At 65.6% G+C, this 13,824-nt stretch carries 12 protein-coding genes; 9 read left to right on the top strand and 3 right to left on the bottom strand.

What is annotated here, in order from left to right; genetic code table 11:
• The first annotated feature begins 43 nt into the window (after positions 1-43).
• Positions 44-979, top strand: a complete 936-nt coding sequence (locus BLT96_RS07665; RefSeq protein WP_090863243.1) for a LysR family transcriptional regulator — start codon at positions 44-46, stop codon at positions 977-979.
• A 112-nt stretch (positions 980-1,091) separates the two neighbouring features.
• On the opposite strand, the gene BLT96_RS07660 is transcribed toward BLT96_RS07665, so the two are convergent.
• Positions 1,092-1,388, bottom strand: a complete 297-nt coding sequence (locus tag BLT96_RS07660) for a twin-arginine translocase TatA/TatE family subunit (protein ID WP_197674342.1) — start codon at positions 1,386-1,388, stop codon at positions 1,092-1,094.
• 188 nt (positions 1,389-1,576) lie between these two features.
• Here BLT96_RS07660 and BLT96_RS10610 point away from each other — a divergent pair, with 188 nt between their 5' ends.
• The 3 genes from BLT96_RS10610 (at position 1,577) to BLT96_RS07650 (ending at position 5,012) form a co-directional block, all read left to right on the top strand.
• Positions 1,577-1,774 (top strand): hypothetical protein, encoded by a 198-nt coding sequence (locus tag BLT96_RS10610; RefSeq protein WP_154541232.1) that lies wholly within the window; start codon positions 1,577-1,579, stop codon positions 1,772-1,774.
• Entirely contained in the window at positions 1,758-2,762 is a 1,005-nt protein-coding gene (locus BLT96_RS07655) for an amidohydrolase family protein (protein ID WP_157692198.1), read from the top strand. Before BLT96_RS10610 ends, BLT96_RS07655 begins: the two co-directional genes overlap by 17 nt.
• Positions 2,763-3,110: 348 nt before the next feature.
• Positions 3,111-5,012, top strand: a complete 1,902-nt coding sequence (locus BLT96_RS07650) for a carbon starvation CstA family protein (protein WP_090863237.1) — start codon at positions 3,111-3,113, stop codon at positions 5,010-5,012.
• 159 nt (positions 5,013-5,171) lie between these two features.
• On the opposite strand, the gene BLT96_RS07645 is transcribed toward BLT96_RS07650, so the two are convergent.
• Entirely contained in the window at positions 5,172-6,977 is a 1,806-nt protein-coding gene (locus BLT96_RS07645; RefSeq protein WP_090863234.1) for an ABC transporter ATP-binding protein, read from the bottom strand.
• A 105-nt stretch (positions 6,978-7,082) separates the two neighbouring features.
• Positions 7,083-7,574, bottom strand: coding sequence for a MarR family winged helix-turn-helix transcriptional regulator (locus tag BLT96_RS07640; protein WP_245719253.1), 492 nt, complete (start codon positions 7,572-7,574; stop codon positions 7,083-7,085).
• A 231-nt stretch (positions 7,575-7,805) separates the two neighbouring features.
• On the opposite strand from BLT96_RS07640, the gene BLT96_RS07635 reads away from it, so the two are divergent.
• From BLT96_RS07635 to BLT96_RS07615, 5 genes are all read left to right on the top strand, one after another.
• Positions 7,806-8,345 (top strand): GNAT family N-acetyltransferase, encoded by a 540-nt coding sequence (locus BLT96_RS07635; protein WP_157692197.1) that lies wholly within the window; start codon positions 7,806-7,808, stop codon positions 8,343-8,345.
• 215 nt (positions 8,346-8,560) lie between these two features.
• Complete coding sequence (locus tag BLT96_RS07630; RefSeq protein ID WP_090863228.1) at positions 8,561-9,982, top strand: amidophosphoribosyltransferase; 1,422 nt, start codon at positions 8,561-8,563, stop codon at positions 9,980-9,982.
• Positions 9,983-10,141: 159 nt separating this feature from the next.
• On the top strand, positions 10,142-10,828 hold the full coding sequence (locus tag BLT96_RS07625; RefSeq protein ID WP_090863225.1) for a transaldolase family protein: 687 nt from the start codon (positions 10,142-10,144) through the stop codon (positions 10,826-10,828).
• Positions 10,829-11,068: 240 nt separating this feature from the next.
• Positions 11,069-11,731, top strand: a complete 663-nt coding sequence (locus BLT96_RS07620; RefSeq protein ID WP_245719252.1) for an alpha-hydroxy-acid oxidizing protein — start codon at positions 11,069-11,071, stop codon at positions 11,729-11,731.
• A 52-nt stretch (positions 11,732-11,783) separates the two neighbouring features.
• A complete protein-coding gene (locus tag BLT96_RS07615) occupies positions 11,784-13,736 on the top strand; it encodes an oxidoreductase (protein ID WP_090863223.1) in 1,953 nt (650 codons plus the stop codon).
• The last annotated feature ends 88 nt before the right edge of the window (positions 13,737-13,824 follow it).

Here is a 13,824-nt window from a genome sequence, read left to right as displayed (position 1 = left end):
GTATGATATACAGAGATTGGATATCGCGGACGGGAGGCGTGAGGTGAACCTGAGGCAGCTGGAGTACTTTGTGGCCGTGGCGGAGGAGCGCAAGATCACCACGGCGGCGAAGCGCCTTAACATCACGCAACCGCCGCTGAGCTACGAGGTGTCCGCGCTTGAGAAGGAGCTGGGCGTCAAGCTGTTTGTGCGCAGGCCGCGCGGCGTGGACCTGACGGACGCGGGGCGCGTGCTGTATGCTCGCGCAACGACGATCTTGGGGCTGACGGAATCCGCGGCGCGGGAGGTTGCGGACGTGGGCTTGGGGCGCGAGGGAACGCTTGCCATCGGGATCATCAGCTCTTCCGGCGGACAGGTGCCGAACGACCGGATGCGAGCCCTGGCAAAGGACTACCCGCGCGTGAGCCTGGTGCTGAACGAGGGCAACACGTACGAGGTGCTCGAGATGTTGCGCCGGCGCGTGGTGGAGCTGGGCGTGGTGCGCACGCCGTTTGCGGGGGAGGGGCTGGAGTGCCGCTATGCAGACCCCGAGCCCATGGTGGCCGTGATTCCGCGCGGGATGTCCTGCGGCGAGCGTGCGGACGTGGTTGGCCTGGAGGAGCTCTCTGCCGCGCCGCTGGTGATCTATCGCAGGTTCGAAAAGATCCTGGAGCGGCTGTTTGCGCAGGCGGGGCTGCCGGAGTTTGTGGCGTGCGTGAACGACGACGCGCGCACCACGTGCGCGTGGGCGTGCAAGGGACTGGGCGTGGGCCTGGTGCCGGAGTCGTTTCTGGAGCTGATGAGCCTGGAAGGCGCCACCGTGAAGCGCGTGGACGAGGACTCGCTGGTGACGCGGATGGCCGTGGTGTGGCCGAAGGGAAGGGAGCTGTCGCCTTTGGCGGAGCGCTTCGTGAGCATGTTCGAGGCGGCGTACGTGCCAGGGGTGGCGGGCAACGAAGCGGCAGACGACGGCACGGCTGGCAGGGCTGCGGAAAGCTAACGCATGGGCCCGGCATCGCAGGGGGCGAATGCCGGGCCCGGTAAGAGGGGCCGCCTGACCAAAGTCTGACCGAGTCGTAAGGGCCGGGCGGGTGGTGCCTGATGCTGGGGCGCTAGACGATCTTGGCGCCGCAGTGCGAGCAGAACGCCGCGTCGGCGTCGACCTCGGCGCCGCACTTCGGGCAGGACTTCTTCTGCGAGGACGCGGTCTGGGCCTCGGTCGAGGCCTCCGAGACCTCGCTCTTGACCTTCTCGGCAGCCGCCGCGTCGCCTTCCTCCATGCCCTCGCGCACGCTCTTGACCGTCTGGCCAAGTGCGGAGCCGAGCTTTGGCAGGTTCTTGGGCCCGAAGATGACCAGTGTGACGAGCAGAATGACAAGAAGCTCGGGTGCGCCCATGCCAAGGATCATGATGTGCCTCCCATGTTTGGGTAACTGTTGTGCGACCTCCACTGTAGGCGCCCGAAGCCATAAGTAAAAATACAGGTTTTCTTGCGAGCCATACAACGGCCGTATGGATAGGGACGCACGACATGAGCGTCGCGGCACCTTGCTATAGTGGTCGTATGCAGGCACAACCGCGACGGCAGGGTGGTTACATGGCAGACGACTTCTTCGACGACCAGGACCCGTTCTTCCTGGCAAGCGACCGGCTCGATGCGGGGGAGAGTCCCCGGAGCGTGTATCTGTGGGCAAAGGCCAGCCGTGCGAAGGTGCGCGACGGGGTCGCCCGCGAGCAGTGGGACGAGGTGCTCCGCTACATCGCGGAGGAATATCCCGATGCCAACCTGCGATAGCGGCTGCGCGCACACGGCCGCGCAAGGGCTGCCGCGGCTGTTCGACGTCCATCAGCACGTGCTACCCCCGGCATACCTGGACGCGCTCGCCCGCGCGGGCATCGACCCCGCGCGCGAGGACGGCTTCCCCACGCCTTCGTGGGACGAGTTGGACGCGCGTGCCTTCGCAGAGGGCGCAAACATTGGCTTCTCGCTCTTCTCGATATCGTCGCCCCACGTCAACTGGGGTGACGACGCCGCTTCCGCGGAGGTTTGCCGTGCGCTGAACGACTACATGTCCTCCCTGTGCGCAAGCTGCGACGCTCCGCGCGGATTTGCGGCGGTGCTGCCACTGCCTGATGTCGCGTCCTCCATTGCGGAGGCACGCCGCGCCCTTGCCCTGCAAGGCGCGCTTGGCGTGAAGGTTCCCACAAACGCGTGCGGCACCTACCTGGGAGACCCCTCCCTCGACCCGCTCATGGCGTACCTGGACACACGGCACGCCGTCGTGACGATCCATCCCACCAAGCCCGCGGCCGTGCCGGCGGGGCAGTTTGCGGCGCGGCATGCACCGCTGTTCGAGTTTCTGGCAGACACCACGCGTGCCGTGCTCAACCTCGTGACCGAGGGCGTGCTCGACCGCTATCCCAACGTGCGGTGGGTCGTTCCGCACTGTGGTGCGTTCGTGCCGGAGGTGGCGCATCGCATGGACGGCATCTCGCACGTGCTCGTTCCGGCGGGCATGATGTCCAACGTGGACGTGCTTCTCGCCGTGCGCAGTCTGTACTTCGACCTTGCGGGCGATGCGGAGCCCGTCATGCTCGACGCGCTACTCAAGGTGGCGGACCCCACCCACCTGCTGTACGGGAGCGACTGGCCGTACACGCCGGCGCCACTCGCCCTGCGCAAGGCAGAGGCTCTGTTCCACGGTCCGCACGCCAAAGTAATCGAGGGCGCGGCGTGGCAAAACGCGGCAAGACTTTACGGGTTTCGGCAGGTCTCGCTTTAGACTGGGTGCGCAATTTATCGTTTGTCGGCAAAAACCAACCGTTCGCCCGTTTCTGCATTGCATACATCTCGTTAACCGCATGTTACCGCTTTGAGTATCTGGCCACTCACCGGCTTCCGGAAGGCCATCATGGGCGCCGTACCGCAAGGGAGGTGCGCAGACGGCGCACCCGGTATAGGAGATTCGAACATGGGCGTCAGCACGCTAGCAGAGGTGATCATTATTATCTAGCCGCGAGTCGGTATAGCCGACCCGCGGTCATGCGGGCGGCTGGCGTCTTTCTGCGGGGCCGCTTGGAAACCACCAAGTGGCCCCGCTTTTTTGTTTGAACCTCGGAGGGAGCTTCACATGAACGGAATGCTGGTAATACTGGTTGCGGCCGTGGCGCTCGTCTGCGGCTACGTCGTCTACGGCCGATGGCTGGCCAAGAGCTGGGGCGTCGATCCACAGGCCATTACGCCCGCCCGCCGCATGGAGGACGGCCGGGACTTCTCTCCCGCAACGCGCTTCTCCACGTTCGCACACCAGTTCAGCTCGATCTGCGGTGCGGGCCCCGTCACCGGCACCATCGTCGCGATGATGTTCGGCTGGCTGCCGGTTCTGTTGTGGGTCCTTGTCGGCGGCATCTTCTTCGGCGCTGTGCATGACTTCGGCGCGCTGTATGCCTCCGTCAAGAACAACGGCAAGTCGCTGGGCCAGCTCATCGAGAAGTACATCGGCAAGACGGGCCGCCGCCTGTTCCTGCTGTTCAGCTGGCTGTTCTGCACCATCGTGATCGCGGCGTTCACCTCCATGGTCGCAGGCACCTTCAAGTTCACCCCCGCCGCCTCCGGCGCCGTCGACTTCACCAAGTCCTACGCCTCCGGCTGCGCCGGCACCATCTCCATCCTGTTCACCTTCGTCGCCATCGCCTTCGGCTGGCTGCGCAAGCGCTTCGACCTCAAGGGCTGGCAGGAGTTCGCCGTCGCCGTCGCGTCCATCGTCATCATGTTCGCCGTCGGCATGCAGTTCCCCCTCTACCTCGACATCAACGGCTGGATCGCCATCGTGATGGTCTACCTCGTCTTCGCGAGCGCCATGCCCATCCAGACCCTCAAGCAGCCGCGTGACTACCTCACCACCATCATGATGGTCACCATGATCGCCTGCGCCGTGTTCGGCATCTTCGCGCTCGCCGTCCAGGGCAAGGCAACCATGACCGCCCCCATGGTCGCAAGCAGCGCCACCTTGGCAAAGCTCGCTGCCAACGGCCAGTACCTCTTCCCCCTGATGTTCGTCTCCGTTGCCTGCGGCGCCCTCTCCGGCTTCCACAGCCTCGTCTCCTCCGGCACCTCCTCCAAGCAGGTCTCCAATGAGACCGACATGCTCCCCGTCGGCTTCGGTGCCATGGTGCTCGAGTCCTTCGTCGGCGTCATCGCAATCGTCACCGCCGGCATCATGTTCGGCGATATGAACACCGCCGGCACCGGTGCCCTCAACGCCGGCGTCGCCTCCACCCCGTTCCAGATCTTCGCGGCCGGCATCGCCCGCGGCATGGAGACCATCGGCGTCAACAACACCGTCGCGACCGTCTTCATGACCATGAACGTCTCCGCCCTCGCCCTCACCTCCCTCGACGCGGTCGCCCGCATCGCCCGCAGCAGCTTCCAGGAGTTCTTCTTCAGCTCCAACGACGCCGCCGCCCAGACCACCGAGAAGGTCACCGGCGTCCGCAAGGTCATGACCAACGTCTGGTTCTCCACCGCTGTCTCCCTGCTCGCCGGCCTCGTCCTCTGCTTCGGTGGCTATCTGAACATCTGGCCGCTCTTTGGTGCATCCAACCAGCTGCTCGGCGGCATGACCATGATCACCCTCGCCGTGTTCTGCAAGGTCACCGGCCGCAAGGGCTGGATGCTCTACGTCCCCGTCGCCTTCCTGCTCTGCTGCACCTTCACCTCCCTCGCCATGAGCATCGCCAGCTGCTGGACCGCCGTGGCCACCTACGGCCTGTTCGGCACCATCCCCGCGACCGCGACCACCGCTGCCGCACCGGTGCTCCTCACCAAGGGCCTGCAGCTCGTCGTCGCCGTCCTGCTCGTGGTCCTCGGCGTCATCGTCGCCTACAACTGCCTGAAGGAGTTCTTCACCGTCAAGGCCGGCTCCATGGCAGACGAGGATCCCGAGTGGTCCGAGCTCGGCCGCAAGAACGTCGAGGCCGCCGAGGCCCAGGCCGCCGCCTCCGACGCGAAGGTCGCCCAGGCCCAGGCGTAGCGCCCGCGCCACGCCCCGCGCGCGCCCACGCGCGCACATATATATACGCAAGGCGAGAAGGGCCGACATCCCCCCGGATGCCGGCCCTTCTCCTCTGGGCAACCCCTTGTTGCGGCGCCTGCGCGGGCGTGCCCGCCTGGCGCCTGCGGGTCGAGGACGCTACTCGGCCTCCAGGAAGCCGCCGGTCTGGCGGTCCCACAGGCGCTCGTACTCGCCGCCGGCGCGGCTCAGCTCCGCGTGCGTGCCGTCCTCCACGATCTTGCCGCCGGACAGCACGACGATGCGGTCGAGCGACGCCACGGTCGAGAGCCTGTGCGCCACGACGATGGACGTGCGGCCGTGCATCAGGCGCTCCAGGGCCTGCTGCACCAGCGCCTCGGACTCGGAGTCCAGGGCGGACGTGGCCTCGTCCAGCACCAGGATCGGCGCGTCCGTCAGGATGGCGCGCGCGATCGCGATGCGCTGTCGCTGTCCGCCGGAGAGCTTCACGCCGCGCTCGCCCACCATGGTGTCCATGCCCTGCGGCAGCCGCTCTATGAACTCCAGGGCGTTCGCCTGGCGCGAGGCCTCGCGGATCTGCTCCTCCGTGGCGTCCGGGCGGCCGTAGGCGATGTTCTCGCGGATGCTGCGGTGGAACAGCAGCGCCTCCTGCGGCACGTACGCGATCTGGCGGCGCAGACTCTGCTGGGTGCAGCGGCTGATGTCCTGCCCGTCCACCAGCACGCGGCCGTCCTGCACGTCGTCCAGGCGCAGCAGGAGCTTCGTCAGCGTCGTCTTGCCCGATCCGGAGCGGCCCACCAGGCCAACGCGCTGGCCGGCGGGAATGCGGAGCGTCAGGTCGTCAAACACGCGGTCGTCCGCGGCGGCGTCGTGGTAGCGAAATCCCAGGTGCTCGAAGTCGATGGCGCCGTCCGTCACGGTGAGCTCGCTCGCGTTCGGCGCGTCCTCCACCAGGCGCGGCTCGTCCAGGATCTGCGTCATCTGGGCGGCGTCGCCCAGGGCGCGGTTGATGCGCTGCATCATCGAGCTGGTGTAGTTGAGGCGCATCGTCAGGTTGTACGTGTAGGTGAACATCATGATGAGCGTGCTTGCGCCGATGCCAAACCACGCGTGGCCACCCACCATGAACACGGACACCACTGCCATGATGAGCACGATGATGCCAGAGCTTGCGAAGTTGCGCCGCATGGTCGCGCGCATGCTCACGGTCTCGGCGCTGCGGGCGTCGCGGTCAGCCGCATCAAACAGCTCGCGCTCGAAGTCCTCGCGCCCGCATGTCTTCACGGCCAGGATGTTGGTGACCGCATCGGAAAGCACGCCGGAAAGGCGGTTCTGCGCCTGGGACGTACGCTCGGAAAGCGGCAGGATCCTCTTGTACATGACCCATACGAACGCGATGTACACCACCATCATCGCCACGAGGATGAGCACGAACGTGGGCACTTGCCACGCCAGCGACAGGATGGTGGCCGCGATGGACGTGACCATGGGAATGAGCGAGTAGACCACCACGTCCACAAGCTGGCTGTACCCGCTCGTGAAGCGGCTGGTCTGGCTCACGAGCGCGCCGCCAAAGTTGCTGGTGTGGAACGTCATCGACTGGTTGGACAGCGTGTCAAAGCACAGGCGCGACAGGTGGTAGTTGCCGTTGATCTCCAGCTTGTAGACGGTGTAGTCCTGCAGCTTCGACAGCACCTGGCCCAAGAGGTTCACGAGCACCAGCGCGAGCACGTACGGACCGAATACGGAGAATACGCGCTCGGCAGGCACGGGGGAGGCCTGCACGCGGTCGACCACGAGACCCATCACGTAGGTGTTCGCGAAGGTGAGCAAGAGGACGTAGCCGGCGCTCGCGATGACGGAGAGCGCCGCGATTCCGGGTTGCATGCGCGTGACGGCCCAGAACCTGGACAGGGTCCTGCGCATCGTCGAACGCTCGAGGCGGGCGGTGTTTCGTTGAGACAAGGTGGTTCCTTTCCGTTTGTCGCGCGTTTCTCCCCTGGCCCGTCGGCACGTGGCGGGGCGGGGCGAGAAGTGCGTTTGCTTGTGTGTGCGGGGTGGCTCGGCGCGCTAGCGCTCGCCATCGCTCGAGAGCGAGTCGAGCAGCTTCAGCAGCAGCCGCTTGAGCTCCATGGCCTCGTCAAGGGGCATGTTCACGCAGCTGCCCATGCAGTGCGGCACGTCATGCGCGCGCTCGTGAAGCTCGTGTCCGGCGGGCGTCAGCGTCACGATCACGGCGCGCTCGTCCTGGGTGGACCGCGTGCGCGTGATGTAGCCGTGCGCCTCGAGGCGCTTGAGCAGCGGCGTCAGCGTGGCGGAGTTGAGGTACAGCCGGCTTCCCAGCTCCGTCACGGTTATGCCGTCCTTCTCCCACAGGACCATCATGGTCACGTACTGCGTGTACGTTAGTCCCAGCGGGTCAAGAAACGGCTTGTACCTGCGGGTCAGCTCTTTGGAGGCTGCATACAGCGGAAAGCAGAGCTGGTTTTCCAGCGCAAGCGGGTCGGTGTTCGCAGGCGCCCGAGAGGGCGTCTCCTGGTGTGCGGGCATGTTTTGCTCCATGTGGCCTCCTTGCAGTCAGGTGGCGGGTCGGTCTATGGCGGGGCAGCTCGTGGCGGATTGGTTATATGCGCTAAAGACAAACGCAATATTATATAGTGTACGATTAATACCGATGATACCCAATCGCGTGCAATAAAATCGCCACATCGCGGTGCGGGGGTGGGGTTTCGTGCGCTGCGTGCCGCGTGGTGCGCGGCGCATTCCCGCGTTACCTTGCGAAGGGAGAAGAACGTGGAACTGAGGACTCAGAGGCTCCTGCTGCGCCCGTGGGCGCCGTCGGACGCGGAGGCACTCTACCGGCTTGCACGCGATTCGGAGGTGGGGCCCGCCGCTGGCTGGCCGGCACATGCGGACGTGGGGGAGAGCCTTCGCACCATCCGCGGCGTGCTTGCGGCGCCAGAGACGTATGCCATCGTTCGGCCGAGCGATGGCACCCTTGTGGGGTGCGTCGCGCTCAGGTTTGGCGAGGACTCGTGCTCTGGCCTGGACGCGGAGCCCGAGCTCGGCTTCTGGGTCGGACGTCCGCACTGGGGCCGCGGCTATGCAACGGAGGCGGCCTCGTGCATGGTGGACCGCGCGTTTGCTGACCTTGGGTGCGATGCGGTGTGGTGCTGTCACTATGATGGCAACGCGCGATCGGCACGCGTCCAGCAGAAGCTGGGGTTCGAGTTCGTGCGGCTTGACCCCAACGGGGACACGCGCCTGGGCTACACGCTTCCGGAGGTAGAGAACGTACTGCGCCGCAACCGGTGGGAGTGCCTGCGCGCGTGACGGCGCCCGCGCGAGACGGCGCCCGCGCGGGTACGAGGGCGCGCCGCAGGGACACGGGGAGCTACCGTCCGCGCATGCGCCTGCCGGGAAGGGGCCTTGTTCTTCTCGCCCGCCGTATACTTTTGGATGCGGTTTCTTGACGGCTTGGCAAGGCGGGCCGGCGGGGCGGCGTCGCGCGGACGCGCTTTCGGCCCGGCGACTGACCTGGAGGTCACATGGGCGCATTCTTTGGCGCGGTCTCGCGCCGCGACGTCGTTCTGGACGTGTTCTTTGGCGTCGACTACCACTCCCACCTGGGCACGCGGCGCGCGGGCATGGTGTCGTGCCTGCCGGAGGGCGGCTTCAAGAAAGAGATTCACTCCATCGAGAACACGCCGTTTCGCACGCGCTTCGACCACGACCTGCCGGGGTTTCGCGGAACGTGCGCCATGGGCTGCATCAGCGACATGGACCCGCAGCCGCTGCTTGTGCGCTCGCACCTGGGCGTGTATGCAATATCCGTCGTGGGTAACATCACGAACTTTGACGCGCTGGTAGATGAGCTTACAAGCGCAGGTGCGCAGTTTATGGCCTTGAGCTCGGGAAACGTAAACATGTGCGAGCTCGTGGCCGCGCTGGTGAACTCCCAGGGCAATCTGCTTGACGGCATTCGCTATGCACAGGAGAAGATCGAGGGCTCGCTGACGCTGCTCATCATGACCGAGGACGGCCACCTTGTTGCCGCGCGCGACCGCATGGGGCGTCTGCCCGTGCTGGTGGGGAAGGACGACGACGGCTACTGCGTGTCGTTCGAGAGCTTCGCGTACGGCAAGCTGGGCTATGCGGACGAGCACGAGCTGGGGCCCGGCGAGATCGTGCGCATTGGGCCGGACGGCTACGAGGTGCTGGCCAAGCCGTGCGACCGCATGCGGATCTGCGCGTTCCTGTGGGTGTACTACGGCTATCCCAACTCCAACTACGAGGGTGTGAACGTCGAGGTCATGCGCTATCGCAACGGCCGCATCATGGCGCGCCGCGAGGAGGTGGAGGGCACACTGCCCGAGGTAGACTACGTCGCCGGCGTGCCTGATTCCGGCCTCCCGCACGGCCTGGGCTTCGCCATGCAGACGGGGCAGACGTTCGCGCGCCCGTTTGTGAAGTACACGCCAACGTGGCCGCGCTCGTTCATGCCCACCAACCAGGCCATTCGCAACCGCGTCGCGAAGATGAAGCAGATTCCCGTGCCAGAGCTGATCGACGGCAAGCGCCTGCTTCTGGTGGACGACTCCATCGTCCGCGGCACGCAGCTGCGAGAGACGGTCGACTTTCTGTACAACACGGGCGCCCGCGAGGTGCACATGCGCTCCGCGTGCCCGCCCATCATGTACGGTTGCAAGTACCTTTCGTTCTCGCGCTCGAACTCCGACTACGAGCTCATCGCCCGCCGCAAGATAAAGGAGCTCGAGCCCGACGGCGGCGAGGACCACATCGCGGAGTACGCGGACGACACCACGGAGCGCGGCCGCTGCCTGCTGAGATCCATCTGCGAGGAGATGGGCTTCGATTCGCTGCGCTACCAGTCGCTCGACGGCCTGCTCGAGGCCATCGGCCTCGATCGCGACAGGGTGTGCACGTACTGCTGGGACGGTCGCGAGTAGGGACGCGTACATGACCGCCGCCCGATACGGCACGTGCGGTGGCGGCCTGTCGATTTTGGTTGACCACCAATTGTTGGTCCACTTTATGGAGAAGAGCGTTACCATAGGGTCGTAACAATAACAAACTGGAAAGTTGGTTTCGGACAGAAAGGGCTAGACATGAAGTTCTTCATCGACACCGCGGACCTGGACGACATCCGCGAGGCTGCGAGCTGGGGAATCCTCTCCGGCGTCACCACCAACCCGAGCCTGTACGCCAAGACCGGCGGCAAGCTGGCGGACTTCGAGGACCACATGGTCGAGATCTGCCACATCTGCGAGGGCCTCCCCGTCTCCGCGGAGTCCACGGCCGAGACCACCGAGGGCATGATCGCCGAGGCGGAGCACCTCGCCTCCCTCGCGCCGAACATCGTCGTGAAGCTCCCCGTGACCGAGCAGTCCCTGCCCGCGATCCACCACCTCGCGCAGGAGGGCATCCGCGTCAACATGACGCTCGTGTTCTCCGCGACCCAGGCGCTCCTCGGCGCCCGCGCCGGCGCGCGCTACATCAGCCCGTTCGTCGGCCGCTTCGACGACATCGGGGACGAGGGCCTCGACCACCTCGCCGAGATGGTGACCGCCGTCCACAACTTCAGGTACGGCTACTGGGACGAGGAGGGCGGCCCCGAGATCATCACCGCCTCCGTGCGCACCCCGCACCACGTGACCCAGGCGGCGCTCCTGGGCGCGGACATCGCGACCGTGCCGTTCGGCGCCCTGAAGAAGTGCGTGCACCACCCGCTCACCGACCGCGGCCTGGAGCTCTTCGCCGCCGACTGGGCGAAGGTCACCGCCGAGGCCAAGTAGCGCAGGGCCGGCGTTAGGCAGGGCCTTTGGCAGATTCCTCGGCGACAGGACCCGTCTCGGAAGGATTCCGAGGCGGGTCCTTGAAGCGTTTGTGGAGGCTTACATTCTGTCAATATGCAGGAAAACGGCAATAGGATCCATTGGGAACCTACGTTACTATGAGGTGCCTACTATAAAATAGACTCCTCTATTCGTATGGTTTGACGTGCCATTCGGATCAGATTAGCCGCGGCGGAAGCCGTGGCCGCGTCTGGAGCGCCGCAGTTCTTCCAGCTGTACATGAGCAAGGACGACGCGTTCAACGAGTTCCTGGTGAGGAAGGCCGTCAAGGCCGGTGTGAAGGCGATCGTCATGACCGTGGACTCGACGCTTGGCGGGTATCGTGAGGAGGACGTTACCACGAAGTTCCAGTTCCCCCTACCGATGCCCAACCTTGCTGCGTACAGTGACACGGATGGCGTGGGCAAGGGAATCAGCGAGATCTACGCGGCGGCCAAGCAGGACTTCGTCCCCGCGGACATCGAGAAGATCAAGCAGATATCTGGCCTTCCCGTGCTGGTGCAGGGCATCCAGTCGCCGGAGGACGCCGTTGCCTCGATCGATGCCGGCGCGGATGGCGTCTGGGTGTCGAATCGCGGAGGGCGCCAGCTCGACGGGGGACCTGCCTCCTTTGAGGTGCTTCCCTCTATCGCGGCTGCCGTCGACCATCGCGTGCCCATCGTGTTCGACAGCGGCGTTCGTCGCGGAGAGCACGTCTTCAAGGCATTGGCGAGCGGCGCGGACCTTGTGGCCATCGGCCGACCCGTCATTTGGGGCCTGAACCTCGGCGGGGCCGCGGGCGCTCGCCGCACGCCTTCGCGATGCGGTTGTAGTAATGATGTGAAGCACTTCTCCCGAACGTAAGATAGGCGCATGACTTTACAGCAAAATAAGATCGATGCAGACGGGAGATTCAATGCGGCGCAAGTACCCAAACCTCTGCAAGCCCATCACCCTTGGGAGGACCACGTTCAGGAACCGCATGTTCAGCGCGCCCATGGGTGGCACGGACATCACGAACGACGGCTGCATCGGTCCCAAGTCGACGGCGTTCTATGAGCTTCGAGCCAAGGGCGGCGCAGGTGCGGTCACCGTGTCCGAGTGCATGGTGCACCCGCAGACGGACGGCAGCCACGCCTACCACCTGGACGAGTCCATCCTCAACTCCCTGGCGTGCGCCACGTATACCGCCGACGCCATCCGCCGTCACGGTGCCATCCCCTCGCTGGAGCTTTCGCACTCCGGCATGTTCGCCGGCACGTACATGACGGACAAGAGTCGCCAGCACGGGCTTAACCAGTGGGGTCCGTCGGATGCCCTCCGCGCTGACGGCGTCGCCGTTCGCGCCCTCTCGCAGGAGCAGATCGCGGACATCGTCCGCGCCTACGGCCACGTGGCGGGGCTTGCAAAGCGCGCCGGCTTCGAGATGCTCATGATTCACGGCGGCCATGGCTGGCTCATCAACCAGTTCCTCTCGCCCCTGTTCAACCACAGGACGGACGAGTACGGCGGATCGCTCGAGAACCGTTGCCGCCTGGCCGTCGAGGTGGCCAAGTCCGTACGCGAGGCCGTGGGGCCGTTCTTCCCGATCGAGTTCCGCATGAGCGGCGCAGAGTTCTGCGAGGGAGGCTACGACCTGGAGGAGGGCGTGCGCATTGCCCAGGCGATAGAGCCCTACGTCGATCTCATCCACGTCTCGGCCGGCACGTACCAGAAGACGTTCGGCATCACCCACCCCTCCATGTTCGAGGCCCATGGCCGCAACGTCTACCTCGCTGCAGAGATCAAGCGCCACGTGAGCAAGCCCGTCGCAACCATCGGAGGCCTGAACGATCCGGAACAAATGGAGAAGATCGTGGCTTCAGGGCAGGCGGACGTTGTGTACATGGCGCGCGCTCTTCTCGCCGATCCCTTCCTTCCGCGCAAGGTGACCGAGGGCCGAGACGACGAGATCGTGCGCTGCCTGCGCTGCTTCACGTGCATGGCGGAGCGCGCGGCAACGTCCACGCGCCGCTGCACCGTGAACCCGCTCATCGGCCGCGAGTCCGAGGGCGACGAGGTCGTCCCCGTGCCGGAGTCCCGTTGCAAGAGGGTGCTTGTCGCGGGCGGCGGCCCCGGCGGCCTGTACGCGGCGTACACTGCGGCGCGACGTGGCCACGACGTGCTGCTTTGCGAGAAGGAGAACGAGCTCGGAGGCATCCTCAAGAGCGAGCGCGCGCTTCCGTTCAAGCACGAGATGTACGAGCTCACGGGAACCTACGAGCGTCTGGCGCGCAGGGCCGGCGTACAGATTCGCCTGAACTGCGAGGTAACGCCCGAGCTGGTCGAGGCGGAAGGCGCGGATGCGCTCATCGTGGCGGTGGGCTCCTCGCCGCTCGTGCCGCCCATCCCCGGACTCGACGGCGACAACGTGGTCGTGGTGAACGACTACTACAAGAACGTTGACCGCGTGAGCGATGACGTCGTGGTGTTTGGCGGCGGCCTCGCGGGATGCGAGTGCGCCATTCACCTGGGACAGGAGGGCAAGCGCGTCCATCTTGTCGAGATGCGCGACGAGCTGGCGCCGGATGCGAACGTGCGGCACCGCCCGCTGCTGCTTCGCGAGGTCGAGAAGTACGTGACCGTCCACACCGGCTACAAGGGTCTGCGCGTAACCGACGAGGGCGTCGTATGCGCTGACGCAAGCGGCGCCGAGCACCTGGTGCCGGGCACGACGGTCATCTGCGCGCTTGGCCAGCGTTCCAGGACGGACGTGGTCGAGGCGCTGCGGGACAGTGCACCCTTCGTCCGCGTGATTGGCGACGCCGCGCGCGTATCGACCATCACGAACGCCGTGTACTGGGGCTATCACGCGGCGCTCGATATCTAGCCGTCACATTCCGCGCGGTCATGATCGGGCGTGGCCGCGCGCTGCTAGCCCGGTGTGGCCGCGCTAACGTATAACATTAAATTAAAGG

Origin of the sequence: Parafannyhessea umbonata (assembly GCF_900105025.1) — a bacterium.
GTDB lineage: Bacteria > Actinomycetota > Coriobacteriia > Coriobacteriales > Atopobiaceae > Parafannyhessea > Parafannyhessea umbonata.
Note: the sequence above shows the minus strand (reverse complement) of the source record. Positions and strands in the feature narration are given on the sequence as shown.